Genomic DNA, 25,886 nt, shown 5'->3' with positions numbered 1-25,886 from the left:
TTAGGAAAAGAAGATTTTCTACAAGTTTACGCGAAAAATCTATAGTTTTCATTGGCAAGAGAGTTTTTCTGCTTTATGAGCCTCTGTTATCTGATTGCTATAAGGCAACCAATTGCTCGTATTACAACAAAATATTATAACAAATTAGGCTAATATTGTCATGGTTTCTTTGCCAAAAGATCGCATAAAACAGCTTGAAAAGCGCTTCGAAATAATTGAAAGCCAAATGGCAAAAAACCCAGATGCTGAAACTTATGTAAAATTAGCTTCTGAGTATGCAGAACTACAGCCAATTGTTTCTTCTATACGAACACTCAGTGCTCTTTATAGAGAAATTACGGATCTCGAAACACTTATCAGTGATAAACTCACAGATACAGAGATGCGTCATCTTGCCCAAGAAGAACTCCCATTATTATGTCAGAAAATGGAACAACTTGAACAAGAACTGCAGATTCTTCTTTTACCTAAAGACGTTGCTGATGAAAAAAGTGCCATTGTTGAAATTCGCGCAGGAACCGGCGGTTTAGAAGCAGCGCTTTTTGCAGGAGATCTTTTCCGTATGTATGAGCGTTATGCTGCTTCCCATAACTGGAAAGTTGAAGTTGTTTCACTTAATGAGGGAGAAGTTGGTGGATATAAAGAAATTATTGCCAGTATTTCAGGGAAAGGAGTCTTTTCTAAACTGAAATTTGAATCAGGCGTTCATCGTGTACAACGTATCCCTGAAACAGAAACCGGTGGACGTATCCATACATCTGCTGCTACCGTTGCTGTCCTTCCAGAGGCTGAAGAAATTGATATTGAAATTCGCCCTGAAGACATCCGTATTGACACCATGCGTGCCTCTGGAGCAGGAGGACAGCATGTCAATACAACGGACTCAGCTGTTCGTATCACGCATATTCCAACAGGGATTATGGTAGTACAAGCAGAGAAATCACAACATCAAAACCGTGCACGAGCGTTGCAAATTTTACGTGCACGCTTATTTGATATTGAACGACAAAAAGCGGAAAATGAACGTTCAGCTTCTCGTAAAAATCAAGTCGGCTCTGGTGATCGCTCAGAGCGTATTCGTACTTATAATTTTCCACAAGGACGTGTCACTGATCACCGTATTAATCTCACTCTCTATAAGCTTGACCGCATTCTAGAAGGAGAGCTTGATGAGATTATTCATGCATTGATATCCGATCATCAAGCAGCCCTCCTTATGGCAATGGATGATCATGGATGAACGCGCATACTCTCAACAATGTTATCCGACAGACTCAAGAAAAATTGCGCACTCAGGGAGTTTCTGAAGCCAATCTTGAAGCAAAAATACTTGTTGAATGGATCACAAATACAAATGCATCGGATAGAATTCTTCAACCCAATCTCTGTCTGTCCTTTGAGCAAATTGCACAATTAGAAAGTGCCATTCAACGACGTATTGCTGGCGAACCTGTTTACCGTATTATAGGTGTGAGAGAGTTTTATGGCATCTCTTTCGCACTCTCTCAAGAAACATTAGAACCACGTCCTGATACAGAGACGCTGGTGGATCTTGTTTTACCATTCCTCAAAAAACAGAGTGAAAAAACAAAAAAAATAACACTGCTGGATATGGGAACAGGAAGCGGTGCTCTTGCTATTGCAATTCTTAAACAAGTTCCTCAATCCTCTGCAGTGGCTGTTGATATTTCTGAAAATGCCCTCAAAACAGCAACAAAAAATGCAAAGAATGCCAATGTTATCAATCGTTTTACACCTCTTCTTAGTGATTGGTTTGATTCTGTTACAGGCCAATTTGATCTTATTCTTTCGAATCCACCCTATATTCCAGAAAAAGATATCCAAAATCTTGCAAAAGAAGTGCGACTCTATGATCCATTGCGTGCACTGATTGGTGGAGAAGATGGCCTTGATTTTTATCGAAAGCTTTCTGATAAAGCCGCAAACTACTTAAAAGCAGAAGGTTATGTTGCTGTTGAAATCGGCTACTCTCAAGAAAAAGAAGTTTGCGACTTATTTGGAAAAAATGGCTTTAAGTGTTTAGAAATGCGCAAAGACTTAAGTGGTGTCCCCCGCGCCCTTCTCTTTGTATACAACCCTTAAAATTCCCAATCATCATCTGTCGTGGCAACTGCCTTGCCGATAACATAAGAGGAACCTGCTCCTGAAAAAAAGTCATGATTTTCATCCGAGTTTGGTGATAAAGCCGCCAAAATAGCTGGATTAACACGGCAAACTTCTGGTGGGAAAAGAGCTTCAAAACCCAGATTCATGAGGGCTTTGTTTGCATTATAATGAAGAAAAATTTTGACATCTTCTGTCAATCCAAGTGCGTCATAAAGATCTTCAGTATATTTGCATTCAATATTATAAAGGTCAAAGAGTAAGTTAAAAGCAAAATCCTTAATTTCTTGCTTTTTGTCCTCATCAAGTTTTGCAAACCCTAATTGAAATTTATAGCCTATATAGTAACCATGGACAGCTTCATCACGAATGATAAGCCGAATAAGATCAGCTGTATTTGTTAATTTAGCACGACTGGCCCAATACATAGGCAAATAAAAACCAGAATAGAATAAAAAGCTTTCAAGCAGAGTTGAAGCAATTTTCTTCTTTAGCGGATCATTCCCTTCATAACGTTCAAGTACTAATCTGGCTTTTTTTTGTAAATGAATATTTTCCTCTGACCATCTAAACGCATCATCAACTTCTACCGTCGAACAAAGGGTTGAAAAAATAGAAGAATAAGAACGCGCATGAACCGCTTCCATAAAAGCAATATTTGTCAATACTGCCTCCTCATGCTCTGTTATTGCATCAGCAAGCAGTGAAATGGCTCCTACGGTATTTTGAATCGTATCTAGAAGAGTTAACCCTGTAAAAACACGAATCGTGAGCTTGCGTTCTTCCTCTGTTAAACTTGACCATGAAGGAATATCATTAGAAAGCGGAACCTTTTCAGGCAACCAAAAATTTCCAGTTAAGCGGTTCCATACTTCAAGATCTTTCTCATCATGCAATCTATTCCAATTGACAGCGCAAACAACAGGATTTTGGGTTGTAATCTTTGTCATGTGATTATCTCCTATAGACTGCACGAAACACAGCCATCCACTTCCGTTCCACTCAATGCTACTTGCCGCAACCGTATATAATAAATGCTCTTTATACCTTTTTTCCAGGCATAAATTTGTGCACGGTTAATATCACGCGTGGTAGCGGTATCTGGAAAAAAGAGCGTTAATGAAAGACCTTGATCAACATGCTGCGTGGCAGCAGCATAGGTATCAATAATCTTTTCAGGGCCAATCTCATAGGCATCTTGGTAAAAATCTAAATTTGTATTATCCATGTAAGGAGCAGGATAATAAACGCGCCCAATTTTTCCCTCTTTGCGAATTTCAATCTTCGAAGCAATGGGATGAATAGAAGAGGTTGCGTGATTAATATAAGAAATAGACCCAGTGGGGGGAACTGCTTGCAGGTTGCGATTATAAAGCCCATACTCAACAACTGAAGCCTTGAGTTCCTGCCAATCCTTTTGATCTGGTATAGCAATATTATTCCGTGCAAAAAGCTCTTGTACAAGTGCAAATTGCGGCTTCCACTCTTTCTCAATATATTTGTCAAAAAAACGACCATCTGCATAAGCAGACTTTTCAAATCCTGCAAAGATTTCCTTACGCTCGCGTGCAATTAAATTGGAAGCACGTATTGCATGATAGGTTACCGTATAAAAATAGATATTGGTAAAATCAATCGCTTCTGGAGACCCATAATAGATCTTCTCACGCGCTAAAAAACCATGCAAATTCATTTGTCCCAAACCAATCGCATGGCTTTCAGCATTGCCTTTGGCAATAGAGGGTACACAAGCAATATCGCTCATATCGGAAACAGCAGTAAGAGCACGAACAGCAGCTTCCACTGTTTGCCCGAAATCAGGACTTTTCATTGCTTTGGCAATATTCATGGAACCAAGATTACAAGATATATCACTTCCAACAGTGCGGTATGTTAAATCTGTCTCTAATTCACTTGCCTCACTCACCTGTAAAATCTCTGAACATAAATTGCTCATACTTATCCGCCCAGCTATCGGATTGGCTCGATTAGCAGTATCCTCAAACAAAATATAGGGATATCCTGATTCAAATTGAATCTCCGCCAAAGTCTGGAAAAAAACACGTGCACTTATTTTCTTTTTACGAATCCTTGCATCATCAACGAAAGACCGATAATGCTCCGTCAAAGAAATATCGCTAAAGGGTTTGCCCATAACGCGCTCAATATCATAAGACGAGAATAGGTACATATCCTCATTATTACGTGCAAGCTCAAAAGTAATATCGGGAATAACAACACCAAGTGAAAGCGTTTTAATTCTGACTTTTTCATCAGCATTCTCACGCTTTGTATCTAAAAACTTCATAATATCTAAATGATGTGCATGTAAATAAACAGCACCAGCTCCCTGCCTTGCACCAAGCTGATTGGCATAAGAGAAAGAATCTTCCAAAAGTTTCATCACCGGTAAAACACCTGAAGATTGATTTTCTATCTGCTTGATCGGAGCTCCCGCTTCTCGCAAATTTGTCAAACAAAGCGCTACCCCTCCACCGCGTTTTGAAAGCTGTAAAGCTGAATTAACCGAACGCCCTATGGACTCCATGTTATCTTCAACACGCAACAAAAAACACGACACCAACTCGCCCCGTTGTTTTTTCCCTGCATTCAAAAATGTCGGAGTGGCAGGTTGAAACCGTCCTGTAATAATTTCATCTACAAAAATTTCAGCAAGAGCCTTATTGCCCTGTGCTAAATAGAGAGAAACAAGGCAAACACGGTCTTCATAACGCTCAAGATAGCGCTTTCCATCAAAAGTCTTCAGTGTATAGCTGGTATAATACTTAAATGCACCCAAAAAAGTGGGAAAGCGAAACTTAAACGCGTAAGCACGCTTAAAAAGCTTCTTAATAAAAGAAAAATCATAAAGTTTAAACAAATCTTCTTCATAGTAACCTTCTTCTATCAAGTAGTCTATTTTTTCCTTCAAATTATGAAAAAAAACCGTATTTTGGTTAACATGCTGAAGAAAATATTGTCGCGCGGCAAGTCTATCCATATCAAATTGGATATGACCGTTTTCATCATAAAGATTAAGCATCGCATTCAGTGCATGATAATCTGTGATCTGACCTGTTTTTTGCGCCTGTTCTATACCAATTGTTTCCAAAATCTTTCCAATCCCTTTTTTACACAAATAACATCTTCATCAGTTCCACGCAGCTCAAAACGATAAAGGCAAGGTACAAAACATTTTTCAGAAATGATCTTGCTTGCTAAATTATAATAGCGACCAAAATTACGATTCCCACCACCAATGACACCACGAATGAATTTGCGGTTCTCACTTTCATTGAGAAAACGAATAACTGCTTTCGGCACAGCTCCTCTTCCCTCACCATCTGCATAAGTCGGAACAATCAATACATAAGGTTCACCAACTAACACAGACGGTTTTTTTTTATCAATTTTGAAGAGTCGTTGACCAAGCTGTGAAACAAAATGTTCAGTATTACCCGTAGCACTCGAATAATAAACAATAAGTCCCATTAAACACAAAGACCACTAATCATATCTGGTCTAAAACCAGACCAATGATTTTCACCACAAACAACGACAGGAACCTGACGATAACCCAAAGATTGAACAAAAATATAGGCTTGTTCATCACGAGAAATATCCACAACACGATAATGAATACCCTTCGCATCAAAGGCACGACGTGTAGCATCACATTGGACGCAAGATGGTTTGCTATAAATAGTGACCGGCATTTTCTTCAACTTTCACAATCTTAACAAATCAACCCTCAAAGGGTTCATTCTGATTCATTTATAAATACTCAAGGATAACAAAAAAATAGAAATTGTACGCAAACACATATAGCTATACTCTTTATTCAAATAACACATAGCTTCCTGAATAGAATAGAAGTCCCCATCAAATAATTTTAAAATTATGATGAGAATAAATGGATCATTCTACAACTTAAATGGCACAGCCTCTCAGTTATAAAACAATCTTTTGCTTGCATTACAATTCCCTCCTACTGTCTAAAAAACTAACGCCCTCAGCCACTGTTTGCCAATAGCTTAGTTTTCTCTTACGACAAAAATCAACTTACAAAAACGAAAGGAAATTCTTCCAAAAGAGCTCCCTGCCAGAACACTACTCTACTCTTGGCCAATAAACTCTTCTACAATCACATTATGGAAATAACGTAGATACCAAACGAAACACACTACACCCTCACTTGTGCTTATTTAGAATCACCAATCATTTTGATACTATATATAGTATACACACTCTCTCTTTCGTCAAGGCAAATTCAATCATTATTTTTAATTTTCCACGATCTTCCCACTAAAAATCTCAAGGTCTAAAACATATGTAATAATATAACGTTTTATTGACAAACGTTATATTATTACATATGTCTATGAGAGAATAATGAAAGATGGTAACAGTATGGACCTGCATTTTGATCGTGCAACTTTAGGCTATGGAAAGAGAGTAGCAATAAGAGGCTTTTCAGCAAAGTTAAAAGCTGGCTCGTTGGTGGCAATAACGGGTGATAATGGTTCTGGAAAATCTACGCTCCTGAAAACTATTGCTGGCTTGATTAAACCGCTCAAAGGTAGAGTTATAAAACCCAAGAAAAGCCGAATGGCTTATCTTGCTCAGCAATGTGACATAGATAAAACATTTCCCATTGATGTGAGGATGTTGGTCAAAACAGGACTATGGTCTTTTTGTGGATTGTGGAAAAACCAGCGCCCTTATGACTCTAAAATACAAAATGCTCTTGAAATGGTTGGGCTTACAGCACTCGCTACCCGTCCCCTTGAGACACTATCAGGTGGACAGTTACAGCGTGCTCTTTTTGCGCGTGTTATTGTACAAGATGCTGATATTATCTTGCTCGATGAACCTTTCAATGGTGTAGATTATAGTACCCAAGAAGATCTTCTTTCCCTCATCTCACACTGGCAACAACAAGGACGAACAGTTCTTACAGCACTCCATGATCCCCTCATTGTGCAAAAATGTTTTCCCAAAATGCTTCATATTCATCAACAACATGCTTTTTATGGAGAAACACCCCAATTCTTCTGTGATAACATGCATCACATTATATCTCCCCTTATACCCAGCTCTTTGCCTACTAGCACACTAAAACAACATTTTCCTCTCAGTGATTCTCGATCTATGGGGATATAGAGACGTGTACACATTTTTTCTTGCCCCCTTCGTTGATTTCCATTTTATGCAAAATGCTCTTATCGGCTCAATCCTTCTCTCCATCAGTGCTTGTCCGGTTGGTGTATTTCTGATGCTACGTGGAATGAGTTTAACAGGAGATGCTATATCCCACGCCATTCTTCCTGGTGTTGCTGCTGCTTTTCTGATAAGTGGATTTTCACTCCTATCTATGACACTTGGTGGTATTTTCGCTGGCATCATTGTTGCTCTCGCCACCGCCCTTATTTCACGAAATAGTTTTCAGAAAGAAGATGCATCAATGACAGTCTTTTATCTTATTGCACTCGCCACAGGTGTCATTATTATTTCCCTGAAAAACTCAACAATTGAACTGCTTCATCTCTTATTTGGCTCGGTACTTGCACTCGATACACAAACTCTTTTACTTATCACCACGATCATGCTGATCACAATATGCAGCCTTTGTATTTTCTGGCGCGCGCTCGTATTAGAAAGCTTTGATCCTCTCTTTTTTAAATCGCTCTCTCCATTGAGTAAATATGTCCATATATCATTGCTTGGACTCGTCGTATTAAATCTGGTTGGTGGTTTCCAATCACTTGGCACATTACTTTCTGTTGGCATTATGATGATTCCAGCTATTACAGCCCGTTTCTGGCTTTCGCGGTTGGGGCCTATCTGCATACTTTCTATTCTTTTGGGAATCATTGCTAGTATATGTGGTCTACTGCTTTCTTTTCATCTGTCACTTCCCTCCGGCCCTGCTATTATCATTGCCGCAGGATTTATTTATCTTTTTTCCTGCTTTATCAGTCCACGGGGTCTTATTGTAACATGGTTTCCTCACCTGTTTTGTACATCCCTCCCTCGTTTAAGGAAATTAATGTGTCTAAATTTATTCAAAAATTGATTCTCCTTGGAACCCTCTTATCGTTTGTTCTTTTTCCATTTTCTGCTGTTGCACAACATAAAATTAAAGTTGTCGTGAGCTTTTCTATTCTTGCCGATTTAGTCAAAAATGTAGGAGGCAATCATATCTCTATGACTACTTTTGTTGGACCTAATGCAAATACCCATACTTATGAGCCGGCCCCCCGAGATGCCCAAGCTCTTAGAAATGCTGATATTATTTTCATCAACGGTCTCCATTTAGAGGGATTTATTGACCGTCTTATCACAGCAAGCGGGACAAAGGCGCTGCTTGTTGAAGTGGCTGCCAACATTCCTCCCCTTAAAATAGAAAATCAAGAGCAGAACGCCCAACCACATCACAACCACAGTAACATTGATCCACATGCTTGGCAAACTATCCCTAATGTTGAAATCTATATCAAAAATATCGCTACTGCTTTTTGTAAAATCGATCAACAATCCTGTCTAAGCTATAACAAAAATGCTCATGCTTACCTCCAAAAGCTTCAAAAAACGCAAGAAAAACTTAAAACAAAGATTGCCGCAATCCCAAAAGATCAGCGCATTATCATTACATCTCATGATGCTTTTGGTTATTTTGCCCAAGAATATGGTTTTACTATCCTTGCACCGCAAAATGCTTCAAAAGAAGCTGAAGCAACAGCAGGTGATGTGGCCAAACTTATCAAGCAAATTAAAACCAATAAAGCAACCGCACTGTTTATTGAAAATATCTCTAACCCGCGTCTTATAAAACAGATTGCAAAAGAAACAGGATTAAAAATCGGTGGAACATTATATTCCGATGCATTATCAAACGAAAATGGTCCTGCGGCAACTTATCTCGATATGATGGAACATAATGTAAATACCATTATTGATGCTATTACAAAACATTAAGAAGCATTTTATAAAAAAAATGAACAACCCTGATTCTTAAGAGAAAAGAAAACTCTTCTGAAAACCTGCTTCTATTCTATGAGAATGGTTTACTCTATGATTTTTACGCGCCCCTAAATCATGTTCATGGGAAAAATTTTTTGGCCATTGTGCGCCTCACTATGGCCTATGATGTATTAAACAGAATAATACTACGAAAAACGCTTAAAATCTCTTACGAATTAAAGTTTTTATAGAAATTATTCAAAATCCATCACCAAAATGCTTCTACAGCGTTTTTACAAGCTTGCCCTCATGATGAGCAATAAATCTTTCACAACTGAAAACACCATTTATACTTGAATTCACTTTCTTGTTTTTCAATTTTTTTCACTATGCATTGATAACAGGAGATTATTAGGTGAAACATGTCGTTATGTTTTATTTTAAAATTGTTTTTTCCTAAAATCAATCTTTTTGGGGTAATCATTTTTCTGTTTTCGTACTCATAAAATGCCTTATAAATCATGGTGTTAAATCGTATAAAAACGCTAAAATAAGCCATTTTATAGATCAAAGATACTCGCTCTAAAGATGTTTCCTAAACCTTAAAAAGAGGCTTGTTCATTCCTAAAAACGCGATTCTCATATGATCTTACCATTCATCAGAAAAGTTTTGGAGAGCTATAAACCCTTAGTAGAGCCTGTTCGTTTTAGTAGAATACAAACATTTTACCTCAAACTGATCATTCAAAAGTTACAAGACAACTCACACAAAAAATACGTAACTCTTTCTTGAAGAACATAAATCTAAACACTGTCATAGCCATACCTTAAGTAACATTTACTGTTTCTATCCTTGATCTTGTCTCCTGCTTTACTCAACACCATTTCGTTTTTATCAGATGTTTACAGAGCAGTATCTCGTACCATACAATAGCTTCATAAAGGAAAACACGTAAGTCTAAACAAATTCGTTTGACCTTTTGGTGGTTCCTGTTTAAATGAACTAATCTATTTCTGAAACAAAACTGTCATGGCATGTTCATGTATAATACCATAAATCTAGGGAAATCAGTATTCCATCACTTCAAACAAGGGGGAACTATGAATCGTTTTTATTTTTCTATCGCAGCGTTTGCAATTACTCTTAGCATGACAACAGCGGTATTTGCGCAAACAAAAATTAGCTTTTGGCATTCTATGAGCGGCGAGCTAGGAAAACAAACTGAGCGTTTCATCAACGATTTTAATGCCAGTCAATCTGAGTATAAAGTTGTGCCTTCCTTTCGTGGTGAATATGAAGAAAGTATGGTTTCTCTCATTGCAGCATTCCGTGGAAAACAACAACCTGTTCTCGCCCAGATTTATGAAATTGGTACAGGGACTATGATGGCTGCAAAAGGTGCCATTTATCCTCTTTATCAACTTATGAAAGATACAAAACAAGAATTTGATCCTACAGATTATTTACCTGCTATCAGTGGCTATTATTCAGATGTTCAGGGGCGAATGCTTTCTATGCCATTCAATGCTTCAACACCAATTCTCTATTATAATAAAGATATCTTTAAAAAAGCGGGGCTTGATCCAGAACAACCCCCTAAAACATGGCAAGATATAGAAAATTTTTCTAAAAAAATTCTTGAGACTAAAGCTGCAAGCTGTGGTTTTACAATGTCTTATGCAGCCCAATGGATTGGCATAGAAAATTTTTCAGCATTGCACAATGTTCCCTTTGGAACCAAAGAGAATGGTTTTGGCGGACTTGATGCAAAACTTACCTTGAATGGACCTTTACAAGTGCGTATGTGGAGCGACCTGAAAAAATGGTCTGACAAAGGTATTTTTCGCTATGGTGGTCCTGCTGGAGCATTAGATGCAACACCAATGTTTATGACACAAAATTGCGCGATCTTTATGCAATCTTCAGGCTCTCGCGATGGAATCCTGTCTGAAGCACAGTTCAAGGTGGGATTTGGTATGCTGCCCTATTATGATGATGTAAAAGGTACGCCACAAAATTCAATTATTGGGGGCGCCTCTATTTGGGTTTTGAAAGGTCATACCCCTGAGGAATATGCTGGTGCAGCTGCTTTTCTTAAATATCTCTCCAGAGCCGATAATCAGGCTAAATGGCACCAGATAACAGGCTACCTGCCAACAACAAAAGCTGCTTACGAATTAAGTAAACAACAGCATTACTACGATGAAAATGTCGGTGCAGATATTGCTATTAAACAAATTAATCTTAACCCACCAACTGTGAACTCAAAGGGCATAAGATTTGGTAATTTACCACAGATTCGTTCTATTCTTGATCAAGAATTAGAAGCTGTTCTTAGTGGTTCAAAAACACCAAAAGATGGATTAGATGAAACCGTTAGACGTGGCAATAAGCTCTTACGTGAATTTGAAAAAGCCAATCATTAGGGTTTTATTCTTAATCATTAAAGATCAAAAGGTTAATCAAACAGTTTAAGTCTTTTTGTTTATTTGTTCACCTTTATAAAGTTTCTGTGTGTAAAGAACCCTACGTATGCAAGAAAAACACGCATATTTCAAAAATAGTCTCCTTCCTTATTGGTTGCTGTGTCCTCAGCTCATTGTGACTTTTTTGTTTTTCTTTTGGCCTGCTGCCCAAGCAATAAAATCATCTTTCGAGCGGGAGGATCCTTTTGGTTTTTCGACAACTTTTATTGGTTTTGAAAATTATATAAATGTTCTCTCTGATCTTGCTTATCTGAAATCACTGCTTACAACCGCAATATTTTCTATTTCGGTTACTGTTGTTTCAATGACGAGCGCGCTTCTTTTAGCTGTCTGTGTTGATCGTGTCATCCGTGCAAAAAAGGCTTACACAACGCTTTTGCTCTGGCCTTACGCTGTGGCTCCAGTATTGGCAGGTATATTATGGTTGTTTATCTTCCATCCAACCATCGGAATTATCCCTGTTTTGTTGGAGAAAATTGGTATTATATGGAATTATCGTATTAATGGTATACAAGCGATGATCCTTATTGTGATTGCAGCCAGTTGGAAACAAATCTCCTATAACTTTCTCTTTTTTCTTGCCGGTCTCCAGTCTGTTCCACGTTCCCAAATAGAAGCAGCAGCAATTGATGGTGCTGGACCCTTTAAACGATTTTGGACCGTGGTGTTTCCACAAATTTCACCGACAACCTTTTTTCTTTTTGTTATCAATATTCAATATGTCATGTTTGATACATTTGGTATTATTGATAACATAACCTCTGGAGGTCCTGCACGTGCAACAAGCACTCTCGTCTACAAAGTGTATGACGATGGTTTTAAAAACCAAATCATCGGTGCATCAGCAGCACAATCAACAATATTAATGTTGATGGTTATTGTGTTAACGTTTATCCAGTTTCGCTGGATTGAACGCCGCGTGCAATATTAGGAAACAAATTATGGTTGAAAATCGCCCTATTTTGAAATTTCTAACCCATCTCACTCTCATTGTTGGTATTATTGTTATTTGTTTTCCGGTTTATGTTGCTATTATTGCATCAACCCATAGTTCAGCGGCATTTAGTTCAGGAACACTTCCTCTTTTACCAGGAAAACATGCTCTGGAAAACTATCAAATAATCTTTGGCGATGGTCTAGAAAAACTTGGACTGCCCAATCTTTGGCCACTTTTAATGAATTCGCTTATTATGGCTCTTGGTATTAGTATTGGAAAGATTATTATTTCGCTCTTTTCTGCTTATGCAATTGTTTACATGCGTTTCCCTTTCCGAAAAACTGCTTTTGCTCTCATCTTTATTACCTTGATGCTCCCTGTCGAAGTTCGCATTATTCCAACATATGAAATCGTCGCACAATTAGGCATGATAAATACCTATGGCGGAATGATTATTCCACTCATCGCATCTGCAACTGCTACATTTTTATTTCGCCAGTTTTTTTTAACTGTTCCAGACGAACTCTTAGAAGCTGCTCGTGTTGATGGAGCAGGACCATTTAAATTTTTTAAAGATATTCTTCTTCCTCTCAGCAAAAGCAATATCGCTGCTTTATTTATTATTATGTTTATTTATGGATGGATACAGTATCTCTGGCCTCTTATCGTTACAACTGATCAAAATCATCAAACTATTCTTATTATTCTCAAACAGCTTATCGTAGAATCACTTCAACATGATCCTCAATGGAATATACTCATGGCAGTATCGGTTGTTGCTATGGTGCCGCCTGTTCTTGTCGTCATCTGCATGCAGCGACTTTTTATCAAAGGTCTTATTGAAACGGAGAAGTAACTGTGGCCATAATCCAGTTATCAAACATAAAGAAACAGTATGACAACGGCATTCTGGTTATCAATGATTTAAATTTAACCGTTGCCGATAGGGAACTTCTTGTCCTTGTGGGACCCTCAGGATGTGGAAAATCAACGTTATTGCGTATCATTGCAGGACTTGAACAAGTTACCTCAGGTGAACTCACTATTGATAATGAGCGTATCAATGAGCGTGAACCAGCTGATCGTGACATTGCTATGGTTTTTCAAAATTATGCACTTTATCCCCATATGACAGTTCGTGGAAATTTAGAATATGGTCTTAAAAATCGTAAAACACCTAAAGATGAAATAAATCGACGTATCACACATGCTGCAAAACTTTTACAAATAGAGTCATTTCTGGACCGTAAGCCGCGACAATTATCTGGAGGACAACGCCAACGTGTAGCCATGGGACGTGTGATTGTACGTCAACCGCGCGTCTTTCTCTTCGATGAACCTCTCTCAAACCTTGACGCAAAGTTGCGGGCACAAATGTGTATTGAGATTAAAACACTTCAGCGTTCACTGGGAACAACTAGCCTCTATGTTACCCATGATCAACTAGAAGCGATGACATTAGCGGATAGAATCGTTGTCATGAATAACGGAGCTATTGAGCAAATTGGCACGCCAATGGAAATTTACGATTATCCAGCAACAATATTTGTTGCTGATTTTATTGGTTCTCCTCCTATGAATTTTCTTGATCGTCAAATCCTAGAACAATACTTAGGTCATTCATTATCTTATAGTGCAGAAACTGATCTTTTAGCTTTTAGACCAGAAATCATTTTGTTTGGAGAATATCCAGATCAAGGACCTGTCTTTCACACACAAATTGAACTTATTAAGCCTGTTGGAACAGGAAGCCATGTTTTAACCCGTTGGAAAGACAATATTTTTACCATTGAAATAAAAGAACGCTTGACACACGACTATGGTCAAAAATTAAGCTTTACTGTTCCTTATCAGAATTTTCATACTTTTAATAAAACCACTGGAAAACGTACAGATGATAAGTAAATAAAGTAGAGACTTTTAATCTTATAAATATCATCAGAGAGTGTTTCTTACCTCCCTCCTATTAATTCCATTTCTGCTAGGAGGGTAAAGTTTTGATGGATATATATTTATCTTTGTGCACGCAATTGTAAAGCTAGGTCCGGTTGATCTGTAGTGATATAATGAACAGGCATATCTAGCCAATGCGATAGTCGAGCTTTCCCATTAATTGTCCATACCCCCACAGTAAAGCCAGATTCAAGGGCAGATTCAATAAAGTTCTGTGGAACAGTGGAGCCATCTACACTCAAATCAGCATATCCCAATTGTTTCCACTCAGAAAAATGATGGTCCATATTACCGGAAAAGCTATCAAGACATGGTCCAGATGTTATTCCTGCTTCAATAAAGGGACGAAGGCTTGTAGGATCAAAACTGATTGCAGAAACACGTTCTCCTAAATTTCTACTTTTTATCAATGAGAGTGCTTTTTGAGATAAAATTTTCTCACGCTCAACCTCACCACATGTTTTAATTTCAAGATGTAAGGCAACGTTGGTGGGCGCTAAAAGATCAAGAACTTCTTCTAGTAAAGGAGGTGCTTCCATACTTCCTCTTACGCAGAGTTGTTTGCGTGTTTCATTATCAATATCATGAATATATCCTGTTTTCCCAACAAGTTGTTCTAGACGAAAATCATGAAATACAACCACTTCACCGCTTTTAAGCAAATGAACATCGCATTCAATTTCATCAACACCTAACGTTATAGCGTTACGAAATGTAGAAAGGGTATTTTCAGGATAAAGGTGCGCTCCACCACGGTGTGCAACAATTTTTTTCTCAGGCATGCAAAATTTCACACTTCTCAATTTTAAATGATATTAATTCATACTGATTAGACAGTGATTTTAAAAAATGTTTTTTTGTTTACTCTTCTGAAAATCAAATTTTAAACAATACTCTCATTTCTGAAATGACTTTGGAATTATACCATACACAACACGATTAATGCTCTCTCCTTCGCTCATCATCATAGTGCAATAAGGTTTATATTTTATTTCATTTCAATCATTCCCACTCAATAGTACTGGGCGGTTTTGAAGTTATATCATAAACAACACGATTAATACCCCTTACTTCGTTAATAATGCGCGCTGCTGTTTTACTTAAAAACGCCATATCATAGGGATAAAAATCAGCTGTCATTCCATCTACAGATGTCACGGCGCGAAGGGCACAAACAAATTCATAAGTGCGTCCATCACCCATCACACCAACGGTCTGAACAGGAAGAAGCACAGCAAAAGCCTGCCAAATTTCATCATAAAGCCCCGCTTTACGAATTTCATCAAGATAAATAGCGTCTGCCTCACGTAAGATTTCTAATTTTTCACGTGTCACTGCTCCTGGACAGCGAATTGCAAGACCAGGACCTGGAAAAGGGTGACGCCCAATAAACTGCTCAGGTAATCCTAATTCTCGCCCTAGCACGCGAACCTCATCCTTAAATAGTTCACGCAACGGTTCTACAAGTTTCATGTTCATTTGTTCCGGTAAGCCGCCCACATTATGATGGCTTTTAATTGTTACCGATTTACCAATGGCTGAAACACTCTCAATGACATCTGGATAGAGCGTACCCTGTGCTAAAAATTCCGCGCCGCCAATCTTTTTGGTTTCTTCTTCAAAAACTTCAATAAAAAGGCGACCAATTGTTTTGCGCTTTTTTTCTGGATCTGTCTCTCCTTCTAGAGCACTGAGAAACATGTTGGCTGCATTAACATGAATAAGCTCTATATTATAATGATCACGAAAGAGTGTGAGCACTTCTTGTGCTTCATTCTTGCGCATCAATCCATGATCTACCAAAATACATGTGAGTTGATCTCCTATGGCTTCATGGAGGAGCACAGCTACAACTGACGAATCCACACCACCTGAAAGACCGCAAACGACACGACTCTTTCCAACTTTCTGTTGTATCTTAGCAATTGCCTGCTCACGATAAGAAGCCATGGACCAATCGCCCTTAAGACCAGAAACTTTATGAACAAAGTTTTGCAAAAGTTTTGTACCATCCGGTGTATGAACAACTTCAGGATGAAACTGCACTGCGTAAAAGCGCCTTTTTTCATCCGCAATAGCAGCATAGGGAGCACCTTTTGAGGTTGCTATGACACGAAAACCTTCTGGCAAAGCCGTCACACGGTCACCGTGACTCATCCATACTTGATAACAAGAACCCTTTTCCCACACACCATCAAAAAGTGAACTCTCTTCTTGTACCTCCAACAAAGCACGTCCAAATTCACGCTCATGTCCAGCTTCAACATTTCCCCCAAGCTGAACACACATCACTTGTTCGCCATAACAAATACCAAGAATTGGAATACCCCTTGCAAAAATTTCCATCGGAACACGCGGTGAACCATCATCAATAACTGAATAGGGACTACCCGATAAAATAACAGCTTTAGGGCTTATCCTTTGCATGCCTTCTAACGCAGACTGAAAAGGGACAATTTCACAATAAACACCCATTGCTCGCACCCGCCGTGCAATAAGTTGTGTCACTTGTGAACCAAAATCGATAATAAGAACAGTGTCTGAATGTACTACGCTCATAGAAAACCAATCAATCATTTAAGAGAGAACAAATAAGATTTATTATTCAATCTTTTTCTTTTCACAAGCCTCTTCACTTAAAAAAAGGTTCTTCCCGTAAAATTTAAAGATAAAAAATGCGAAAAGAGATCTCAATGTCTTTTTTGCAACACAGATAAAAAGAAACCATCTGTTTTTGTTGTTGCTGGCGATAAGATGAGTCCATAATTTGAAAAAATCGGTTGCACCGGTGAAGAACTGAAATATTGCTGCCAAAGAGCCTGCATATTTATTGGATAAAAACTGCAATGCTGTTGTAGAAAACGAAAAATTTGGTTCTCATTTTCATCCACAAAAAGAGAGCATGTAATGTAGACTAAACGCCCGTTTGGTTTAAGATAATTTATAGCCTCATGCATAATAGTCTTCTGTTCTATTTGGCGTTGTCTTACCTGTTCTAGTGTCAAGCGCCATTTCGTATCTGGCCGCCGCCGCCATGTTCCTGTCCCGCTACATGGAGCATCTAGTAAAACGATATCCATTTGACCTACTAACGGCTTTAATGCTTCTGTATACCTAAGTGGCTGTACATTGTGAACACCAGCACGGCGAAGACGTTCAAAAAGAGGAGCCAAACGGGCTTCATTTGAATCATAAGCATAAATTTGCCCTTGATTTTTCATACTCGCAGCTAAAGCTAAGGTTTTTCCACCAGCTCCAGCACAATAATCCAAGACCTGCATATTGGCTTTTGCTTCGACAAGATAGCCAACAATCTGAGATCCTAAATCCTGTATTTCAAAATGCCCCTTCTGAAAGGCTGGTTCAACTTGAAGATTGGGATGACGTGCAAATTTTTCAAGCGGCGCAATTCTTAAAGCTTGCGGAAACCATGAAAGCGGTTGAAGTTTGGTATTTACTAATTCTTGTAAAACCTTCTCTGACGTTGCCTTTAAACTATTTACACGTAAATCTAAAGGAGGACGTGTTGCTAACGCAGCAGCTTCCACGACCCAATTTTCAGAAAATACAGGATACAGATGTGTTTTACACCATTTGGGAATATCACCACGAATATAGTCGGGCGCAGCCTCCAATCGCCGTTTTTGCCATGATTGGCGCTGCTTCATTCCTAAAAGCTGTGGAGCAAATCGATCTCCTGCTAATTCACCATCAATTTGTTCAATGGTCATTGTTCCAATGTCTAACAAAGTACCAAAAACGCTATCCCGAATATCATCACTCTCCATACGCCATTGTAAAGAATAACGTCTTCTTAAAACATCATAAACAATTGTACCAATTGCTGCACGATCACTTGCACCAGCAAAACGATGAGAAAGCCCCCAAGCTTTTAAAGCTTCGCTTGCTGAGTAGTGCCGCGTTTCTATCTCTTGTAGGATATCCATTGCTGCACGCAAACGGCCACCTAAGCGCATTCATTTCTCCCATTGAATTTTTACAAATCTCTCAATAGTTAAGTCAAAATAAATTATCTTTCTCAACGCCAATGGAATTTCTCAAAATTCTACAAAATTTACATTGAAAACTAAATGATTCTGATCACGCTTTATTTAGCATTTCAAAATCTTCATTTCACCTGCTATCCGTTTACATTCCCCTCATTCTAAAATAGATATATTTTATCTTAATCCTGCAAAGTAAGATATCTTCTTAAAAACCTTTCCAAATATATATTAATATATTGATTTATAATCATAATTATTTATTTGTTTGTGGAATAGAAGTCCTGAATATCGTAAGTTTTGCTTATTTTAAATCTCCCTCATGTTGAATCAAACAAATTACTTGCTTGCATATTACAAGCAAAGTTCGCGCTGGATAAAAAGACTTAAAAAAAAGAGTAAAAATACCTCTCATAAACGCTCTTAAATGCCGAAAACTCTCACAACATTGAGAGAAATAATATGAGAGTGCCGGTTACTCCTTCATAAGCAATGAGATAATGATACGGTTTTATCCTTATAACATTCACCAATGCCTTAGTGAAATGTGCTTTGGTGCATTAAGAAAGGTTTCTTTTAAAAAACACGTGAATTGGCAATACAATGGTATTCTGTTTTATATGAAGGGCATACCCTTACTAAAAAACGAAACAAAGAAAAATGTGAAATAATGTGTCATCTGGGTTATTTAGGAAATATTGCTGTAGATATTTATGAAAGTAGTCAAGCTGAATGAAAGAATGGTGGGAAACAGAGCAATTGAGTTCAAGGTCTACGGCTTTATCTCCTCTCCAAATGAGACTGTCTTCCTGTTTGAGAGATTACTCAAACAGAAATATGATGTGTACTTTCCCTTATTTGCTATACAAAAGCTAGAATTGTTTACAAAACTCTTCTTTGTCTCAATTTTATCTCAAACATACGGCTGTATTAGGCTTTTATATTAATTTACAGATAACAAAATAAGCACGCGCCTTATAAGATAGGCAGAAATTATTCTCTCCTGAAATCCTCGTTAATTAAATTTTTACAGCTTTCTATAAACAGTATTTGACACCCAATATCTCTCTATCTTGAAAATGCTACCTTTCTGAAAAGATGCAAAAACACTCCGCTTAAGGCCAGCACGCCCATATTATTCTTCAAGAAATATTAACTTTTTAGAAAAGGCTTGGAACCACTATTTGGCACGACCGTTTTTACTATACTGGTTTTAAGCCAGATAATTTAAAAGGAGAAAATAATGAACACTTATAATAATGGAAAAACAACTTCATCTAAAAGCCGTCACAATACAATGCCCTCAAACAATGGAAAGAAATCCATCCAAAGTGATCAGGCTAACACTCGCCAACGTGCGTCAAAGTCAGCGCGGAAGACAACAAAAAGTTAATTCCCTTACTTTCGTATAACACACAGAAAGAATTGGAATATTAGCCTCCAATTCTTTCCCTTTTAGAGTTATTAAACGAAATAATAAAGAGAAAAATGATAGCCTCGCTGCATTTTCTCAAAAGATTATATACCATGTCACATAGCTCTATGCGTTCATACATCAGACAGGGCCACGGTAATTAGGACTCTCCCGTGTGATAGCAACATCATGTGTATGGCTTTCATGAAGTCCGGCATTGGTGATACGAACAAATGTCGCTTTTTCACGAAACTCTGCCAAATCCTTCGCTCCAACATAGCCCATTGAGGCACGCAATCCACCAGCAAGTTGATGTAAGACCGATGCGATAGGGCCTTTATAAGCTACTTGCCCCTCTACACCTTCAGGAACCAATTTCAGTTCATCACGCACTTCATCCTGAAAATAGCGATCTGCCGATCCCCTTGCCATAGCACCAACGGATCCCATACCGCGATAAGCTTTAAAAGATCGCCCTTGATAAAGGTAAACTTCGCCAGGACTTTCATCTGTACCTGCTAAAAGAGAACCAATCATAGCAGCACAAGCCCCACCTGCTAAAGCTTTAGCAAAATCCCCCGAAGCTTTAATCCCGCCATCCGCAATCACAGGAATACCCGCTTTTTCAGCAACTTCAGCAGCATTCATAATGGCTGCAAGTTGTGGTACACCAACCCCTGCAACAATTCGTGTCGTGCAAATAGAACCAGGACCAATACCAACTTTTACCGCATCTGCACCACTATCAATTAATGCTTGTGTTGCTTGAGAAGTCGCTACATTACCAGCAATAACAGCTGGAGAACACGCCATTTTTTTAATTCGCTCAACGGTCTCTAGTACACGTTGAGAATGCCCATGCGCTGTGTCAATCACTAGGACATCAACACCTGCATCAATAAGTCGTTCAGCCCGTTCAATCCCATCATTCCCCACACTACTGGCAGCGCCAACACGCAAGCGACCCTGAGAATCTTTAGCGGCATTTGGATTTAATTGTGCTTTTTCAATATCCTTCACTGTTATCAAACCAACACAACGATTTTGTCCATCCACAACCAACAACTTTTCAATCCGGTGATGATGTAAAAGATACTTTGCCTCACTAAGTTGGACATTTTCATGCACGGTTATCAAATTTTCATGAGTCATCAATTCATAAATTTTTTGTTTTGGATCCGATGCAAAACGCACATCTCTATTCGTTAAAATGCCAACAAGCCGTCCCGCAGTCTCACCTTTAGCACCATTTTCAACGACCGGAATACCCGAAATAGCATGAGAACGCATCAAAGCTTTTGCTTCTTCAAGTGTTGCATCTGGCCCAATTGTTACTGGATTAACAACCATACCAGATTCAAACTTTTTTACCTGACGAACTTCTTCAGCTTGCTCTGTAGGAGACATATTACGATGGATAACACCAAGACCACCAGCTTGAGCCATAGCAATAGCCAAGCGCGATTCTGTTACAGTATCCATCGCAGCAGAAAGCAACGGCAAATTTAGTGTGATATCAGCTGCAACACGCGTTCTCAAATCTACTTGACTAGGCATAACAAGAGAATGACCAGGCTGTAAAAGCACATCATCAAAAGTCAATGCCAATACACCTGTCGCCGTTTCAACAATCTTTGCCATAGCCAAATTCCTTTTATAATAAAACACCGCAAGTAGTTTGATACAACTGCGGTTCTCAGACGTTGTGGATTGGCAGGAAATTATGCCATGCCACAAAAAAAATGAAAAGAAAAATAATCTTTAATGACAGTTTATAAAATCTACAATTGTGATTCAATGGGTAACCAACTTATTATTTTCGCAAACACACGACGCCAAAAACTGCTTTCCGGCTCATAATCAAGACTATGCTTTTTTTCATTTTCAATAAAATCCCAATAAATACGGTTATTATCACCAAGACGGAGGTGATAACTCATTTCACCAGTTGTTTCTTCAGAAAAAAGCAAATCTAATCTTGCTGTAATCGGTGCACATTCAAAAAGGATACCCATTTCCGTATTCAGCGCAGCTGACCTTGGATCAAAGTTTAGAGAACCAATAAAAGCAGTTTTACGATCAACTAAAAAAGCTTTAGTATGTAAACTTGCCTTACTTGAACGAAAAAGTCGTAATCCGTGCGTATTGCCGTCGGGTTTTAACTCATAAAGCTTAACACCACTTTTCAATAACGCTTTACGATACGGTACATAACCACCATGTGCCAGTGCCACATCAGTGGCTGCTAAGGAATTTGTAAGAATTTTGACATCAACACCCTTTGCAACCAAATTGCTCAAATTCTGCGTACCTACTCTACCTGGAACAAAATAAGGCGATGTAATTTGGACCGTTTTTTTCGCATCACCAATCACCTGTGAAAGTGCCTTCATAAGCCAATTTCCTGCTTTTTTGCGCAATGCTTTTTCCGGAGGGTCAGAGAGTACGACAACTTTATCTGCTAAAAATAACCGATTTCCTGCTTGGATAAAACAATCAAAATGAATATGTTCTTTGACATAGTCGAGATAAACTTTTGCAACCTTGGAATCACGAAACTTACGTAATTTATCCTTCCAATAGCCAAGATCACTTGCACTTTTAGGGACAACCAAAGTATGAATTGGTAAAACAACAGTGCTATTCCAAAACTCATCAAAAATGGTTTCCACCTTTTTAACCGAAGGACCAATTAACATCAAATCTAAATCTCGAAAATGTGATTCTTTACCAGCGTCAAAATAAGAATCGGCAAGATTACGCCCTCCTACAAAAGCTACTCGACCATCTACAATGAAAGCTTTATTATGCATCCTGCGCGTTACAGTAATTGCCCGCAATATAATCTCTAAACCACGGCGTAATCCCCCCTTACGTGATCGCCCTGGATTAAACATTCTCACTTCAATATGTGGATGTTTATCCAAGGCAATATAAGCTGGATCACGTGCTTGAGCATTAATATCGTCTAAAAGAAGACGCACACGAACACCACGATCAGCTGCCTCTACTATTTCGCTTAAGAGTAAACGCCCTGTCAAATCATCATCCCAAATATAATACATGAGATCAAGACTACGACCAGCCTGTGCTGCTCCTATCACACGAACACAAAACGCATCCAAATTACTAATGATGAGTGAAAGAGCATCTTTATCAATTCCTAGCCCATCTGTCTCCTCTGCCAATCGGCTTATGATACGGTCAAGCTTGGTTTCATCTTTCTTAATAGCCAATGCATAAGAACACACTCCCCTAGCGTTTTTCATAAAACGCCCATATGTGTAAATAGCCAACGTAGATGCAATAGAAAAAAATATAGTAAAACTGATAACAATCTCTAAAAAAGTCAAAGAAGACAAACTTTCTATTTTAAAGCCATCGCACTACTAGCAATACAAATAATAATATTTAAATAATGATCAAATCTTAATCATTACAATAGATAGAATGACATCTCTTACTTAAGAGAAAATAAACTTAGCTCAAATTATGAAAAATAAAAAGAAGCATTAAAACCGAGTTTATTTTAATAAAATTAACACTTATTAAAATTTCAAAATTATCCTCAATGCTTCATCTAGAGTAGACAACAATTCTTTTAAAATCTCCCCTTCTACTGCTGATATTAAAAGCCATTACACTTTTTGAAGATTATACTTCTTAATCAACTTGAAGATTATACTTCTTAATCAACGGAGATTTCTTGTGAATTTTATTTCCGTTCTTGGTTTTTTATTGCTCTTAATGCTTCTATTTTTCGATAAAGTGTAGAGCGACCAATACGAAGACGGCGAGCAATCTCACTCATATGTCCCTTATAATGTTTTACTGCTTTCTCAATAATATCATATTCCATCTCTGCAAAAGGTCGCACATGCCCATCAGCGTTTAAAAATTGTATTGATTCTTGTTCATGATCTTCTTGAACATCATTCTCAACAATATTTGGAACACCTATTAATGAATTTCCCATTAATTGAGGAAAATCCCGAACCGTTAACAAAGGTCCCTCACTGAGTAAAACCGCACGAAATAAAAAATTTTCAAGTTCGTTGCGATTACCAGGCCAATCATACTGCATAAGCAATGAAAGAGCTGATCCTGCTAAACCATGTACATGCGATCGCCCTGTTTCAATGATAATGTGGTCAATCAAACGTTGTGTAAGCTCTGGAAAATCATCTCTCAATTCCCGCAAAGCAGGAACACTAATTGATAATTGGGAAAGTTGTTCAAACAAACTGTGCGAAAAACAATCTTCTTTAACTAGATCTGAAAGCCGTGACGTTGAAATAGCCATGATACGAACGGAGGGGGGATTGTTCTTTGTAGCCTCTTCCCTCTCTTGAAGATAGCGTGCAAAACGTTTTTGCTGTATGGGCTCAAGGCGATCAACATCGTAAAGACACAGTGTTCCTCTTTCAAAAGAAGAAACCAGTGGCAGAAATTCTTGAAACCACTGGCGATTTTCTTCTTCTGGATCTATGAGAGCTGAACATTGAAAGCGAACAAAAGCTCCATCTGATAACAAACCCTCATGATGAATAATGCGGGCTAATGTTTCGCGACCAGTGCCATTTTCACCTTCTATCAAAAGATTCTGTAATGAAGAGGCTGCATCCCTTGATTGTTCCAGAACAATCTGCATCGCCCTACTTTTTATACAGAGATCAGAAAAGCGCAAATGATTCTCATTTTTTCGCCGAGTATAATGAACCTCACGCTCTAATGCTGATAAAAGAGAAAGAGTATCCAAAGTAACCCTTAAGCGCAGTGGTGTAACGGGATGAATCCAATAATCAATAGCTCCTGCTGTTAAAGCCTTCTGGAGTAAATCTTGATTCTCTTGTTGTGCTATCACAACAAGAGGAACAGAAACACCAGCAACCCTAATCATTTTAATTAAATCACCTATACCCAAATCACTCATGGCAACATCAATGAATGCAAGAACAATATTTTTACGTCTGTGTAAAAGATCAATCGTACGCAGACCATTTTCTGCTTCAATGACACGGTGACCAAAACCTCGAAGCATAGCAGAAAGTTCTATACGTCTTCCATAATCTTCACTCGCAACAAGAATGGGACCAACCATAGTTTTAATAATCTCCTTTGAGACTACTAAACGACTTAATGTAACAATTGTTGTAAACCATAAGAAATATTTCGCCTCTTGTGTTTATCTACAAATTTCATCAAGTCGTTAATTAAATACAACATTAAGGCATTTTTTTCTATTTTTTTCCTTTTTCATTGATTTTTATCAAATTTTTCATCTTGACTCATGGAATAATTTAACAATCTTATAGAGGTTGGAGAGTAAAGTAACATAAAGAGTGAAATAAATGAAACACACCTACCGTATTTTATGTCTTACAATCATCGCTTTGATGTTAGGTGCCTGTGGCTTTTCACAACATTATGGGCAAAATACACCGGCTGGAATTGATGGTAAATGGGTTGATGAAAATGGTATTATTTCTTCTTTCCGTGGAGGTGTTTTTGAAACGCGTGCAGCAGACACAGAAGAAAAATTGTCAGAAGGCACCTATAATTATGTCAGTGCTCAACATATAGAAATTGAAATACGCTCCATTCTTCGTGGCACAATCTCTAAAGTTAGTTGTATGATATCACAAGATGCAATGCAACTGTTCTGCTCATCATATACAGGATCACAATTTTCTCTTAAGAGAAAATTTTAACATAATAAAAACTATGGGTTCTACAAGAAATGTGATAAACACGCATATTAGGAGGTATAACCTCTCTTCATGATGAAATTTCTTTTAAAAGAGCAAAGATAATACAGTTCCTTATAGGTAACATATTGATTATAATGATCCTTCATTATTTGCATATAGAATGAGAGCGCTGAATATCGTAGGATTTTTTTCATTCCAATCCTCTCCCATAGTGAATCAATCACAACCATTCGCTTAGACCTTACAAGCGGGATGAGCGTGTAGATCAAAAATTCTTAAAAAAGTAAACATAC

The 25,886-nt window shown here is 38.1% G+C and carries 21 protein-coding genes; 11 read left to right on the top strand and 10 right to left on the bottom strand.

Annotated elements, in window-relative coordinates:
- Positions 1-160: 160 nt before the first annotated feature.
- Both prfA and prmC read left to right on the top strand, forming a co-directional pair.
- Entirely contained in the window at positions 161-1,240 is a 1,080-nt protein-coding gene (gene prfA, locus PVV64_RS03585) for a peptide chain release factor 1 (protein ID WP_273759840.1), read from the top strand.
- Positions 1,237-2,103 carry a peptide chain release factor N(5)-glutamine methyltransferase gene (prmC, locus tag PVV64_RS03580; protein ID WP_273759839.1) on the top strand — a complete coding sequence of 289 codons (867 nt, stop codon included), beginning with the start codon at positions 1,237-1,239 and terminating at the stop codon, positions 2,101-2,103. The genes prfA and prmC overlap by 4 nt, the downstream gene beginning before the upstream one ends.
- On the opposite strand, the gene nrdF is transcribed toward prmC, so the two are convergent.
- Genes nrdF through nrdH form a run of 4 tightly spaced genes read right to left on the bottom strand, consistent with a single transcriptional unit; the run spans position 2,100 to position 5,840 of the window.
- Positions 2,100-3,074, bottom strand: a complete 975-nt coding sequence (gene nrdF / locus PVV64_RS03575; RefSeq protein ID WP_273759838.1) for a class 1b ribonucleoside-diphosphate reductase subunit beta — start codon at positions 3,072-3,074, stop codon at positions 2,100-2,102. The genes prmC and nrdF overlap by 4 nt on opposite strands.
- A gap of 11 nt (positions 3,075-3,085) precedes the next feature.
- Positions 3,086-5,236 (bottom strand): class 1b ribonucleoside-diphosphate reductase subunit alpha, encoded by a 2,151-nt coding sequence (gene nrdE, locus PVV64_RS03570; RefSeq protein ID WP_273759837.1) that lies wholly within the window; start codon positions 5,234-5,236, stop codon positions 3,086-3,088.
- Entirely contained in the window at positions 5,218-5,616 is a 399-nt protein-coding gene (nrdI, locus tag PVV64_RS03565; protein ID WP_273759836.1) for a class Ib ribonucleoside-diphosphate reductase assembly flavoprotein NrdI, read from the bottom strand. The genes nrdE and nrdI overlap by 19 nt, the downstream gene beginning before the upstream one ends.
- Positions 5,616-5,840 (bottom strand): glutaredoxin-like protein NrdH, encoded by a 225-nt coding sequence (gene nrdH, locus PVV64_RS03560; RefSeq protein WP_269030073.1) that lies wholly within the window; start codon positions 5,838-5,840, stop codon positions 5,616-5,618. The genes nrdI and nrdH overlap by 1 nt, the downstream gene beginning before the upstream one ends.
- A 694-nt stretch (positions 5,841-6,534) precedes the next feature.
- On the opposite strand from nrdH, the gene PVV64_RS03555 reads away from it, so the two are divergent.
- From PVV64_RS03555 to PVV64_RS03525, 7 genes are all read left to right on the top strand, one after another.
- Positions 6,535-7,287 carry a metal ABC transporter ATP-binding protein gene (locus PVV64_RS03555; RefSeq protein WP_273759903.1) on the top strand — a complete coding sequence of 251 codons (753 nt, stop codon included), beginning with the start codon at positions 6,535-6,537 and terminating at the stop codon, positions 7,285-7,287.
- Between the two features lie 4 nt (positions 7,288-7,291).
- Positions 7,292-8,200, top strand: a complete 909-nt coding sequence (locus PVV64_RS03550; RefSeq protein ID WP_273759835.1) for a metal ABC transporter permease — start codon at positions 7,292-7,294, stop codon at positions 8,198-8,200.
- Complete coding sequence (locus tag PVV64_RS03545) at positions 8,176-9,102, top strand: metal ABC transporter solute-binding protein, Zn/Mn family (protein ID WP_273759834.1); 927 nt, start codon at positions 8,176-8,178, stop codon at positions 9,100-9,102. Before PVV64_RS03550 ends, PVV64_RS03545 begins: the two co-directional genes overlap by 25 nt.
- 1,086 nt (positions 9,103-10,188) lie before the next feature.
- Positions 10,189-11,514, top strand: a complete 1,326-nt coding sequence (gene ugpB / locus PVV64_RS03540; RefSeq protein ID WP_273759833.1) for a sn-glycerol-3-phosphate ABC transporter substrate-binding protein UgpB — start codon at positions 10,189-10,191, stop codon at positions 11,512-11,514.
- Positions 11,515-11,620: 106 nt separating this feature from the next.
- Complete coding sequence (gene ugpA, locus PVV64_RS03535) at positions 11,621-12,505, top strand: sn-glycerol-3-phosphate ABC transporter permease UgpA (protein WP_273759832.1); 885 nt, start codon at positions 11,621-11,623, stop codon at positions 12,503-12,505.
- Between the two features lie 10 nt (positions 12,506-12,515).
- Positions 12,516-13,367 carry a sn-glycerol-3-phosphate ABC transporter permease UgpE gene (gene ugpE / locus PVV64_RS03530; protein WP_273759831.1) on the top strand — a complete coding sequence of 284 codons (852 nt, stop codon included), beginning with the start codon at positions 12,516-12,518 and terminating at the stop codon, positions 13,365-13,367.
- Between the two features lie 2 nt (positions 13,368-13,369).
- Positions 13,370-14,416, top strand: a complete 1,047-nt coding sequence (locus PVV64_RS03525; RefSeq protein ID WP_273759830.1) for a sn-glycerol-3-phosphate import ATP-binding protein UgpC — start codon at positions 13,370-13,372, stop codon at positions 14,414-14,416.
- Positions 14,417-14,523: 107 nt separating this feature from the next.
- On the opposite strand, the gene PVV64_RS03520 is transcribed toward PVV64_RS03525, so the two are convergent.
- The 3 genes from PVV64_RS03520 to PVV64_RS03510 all read right to left on the bottom strand — a co-directional run bounded on the left by PVV64_RS03520 (position 14,524) and on the right by PVV64_RS03510 (position 18,441).
- Positions 14,524-15,246, bottom strand: coding sequence for a glycerophosphodiester phosphodiesterase family protein (locus tag PVV64_RS03520; protein ID WP_273759829.1), 723 nt, complete (start codon positions 15,244-15,246; stop codon positions 14,524-14,526).
- 220 nt (positions 15,247-15,466) lie between these two features.
- Complete coding sequence (gene guaA / locus PVV64_RS03515) at positions 15,467-17,023, bottom strand: glutamine-hydrolyzing GMP synthase (protein ID WP_273759828.1); 1,557 nt, start codon at positions 17,021-17,023, stop codon at positions 15,467-15,469.
- Between the two features lie 131 nt (positions 17,024-17,154).
- Positions 17,155-18,441, bottom strand: coding sequence for an RsmB/NOP family class I SAM-dependent RNA methyltransferase (locus PVV64_RS03510; RefSeq protein ID WP_273759827.1), 1,287 nt, complete (start codon positions 18,439-18,441; stop codon positions 17,155-17,157).
- A 1,270-nt stretch (positions 18,442-19,711) separates the two neighbouring features.
- Here PVV64_RS03510 and PVV64_RS03505 point away from each other — a divergent pair.
- On the top strand, positions 19,712-19,861 hold the full coding sequence (locus tag PVV64_RS03505) for a hypothetical protein (RefSeq protein ID WP_208441582.1): 150 nt from the start codon (positions 19,712-19,714) through the stop codon (positions 19,859-19,861).
- Positions 19,862-20,023: 162 nt separating this feature from the next.
- Here PVV64_RS03505 and guaB read toward each other — a convergent pair whose 3' ends face one another.
- The 3 genes from guaB to PVV64_RS03490 form a co-directional block, all read right to left on the bottom strand.
- A complete protein-coding gene (gene guaB, locus PVV64_RS03500) occupies positions 20,024-21,523 on the bottom strand; it encodes an IMP dehydrogenase (RefSeq protein WP_273759826.1) in 1,500 nt (499 codons plus the stop codon).
- 140 nt (positions 21,524-21,663) lie between these two features.
- Positions 21,664-23,235 carry a phospholipase D family protein gene (locus PVV64_RS03495; protein WP_273759902.1) on the bottom strand — a complete coding sequence of 524 codons (1,572 nt, stop codon included), beginning with the start codon at positions 23,233-23,235 and terminating at the stop codon, positions 21,664-21,666.
- Between the two features lie 362 nt (positions 23,236-23,597).
- Positions 23,598-24,983, bottom strand: coding sequence for a sigma-54 dependent transcriptional regulator (locus PVV64_RS03490; protein ID WP_273759825.1), 1,386 nt, complete (start codon positions 24,981-24,983; stop codon positions 23,598-23,600).
- A 250-nt stretch (positions 24,984-25,233) separates the two neighbouring features.
- Here PVV64_RS03490 and PVV64_RS03485 point away from each other — a divergent pair, with 250 nt between their 5' ends.
- A complete protein-coding gene (locus PVV64_RS03485; RefSeq protein WP_273759824.1) occupies positions 25,234-25,593 on the top strand; it encodes a hypothetical protein in 360 nt (119 codons plus the stop codon).
- Positions 25,594-25,886: the final 293 nt, after the last annotated feature.

Source organism: Bartonella sp. ML70XJBT.G (assembly GCF_028618575.1).
Lineage (GTDB): Bacteria > Pseudomonadota > Alphaproteobacteria > Rhizobiales > Rhizobiaceae > Bartonella.
Note: the sequence above shows the minus strand (reverse complement) of the source record. Positions and strands in the feature narration are given on the sequence as shown.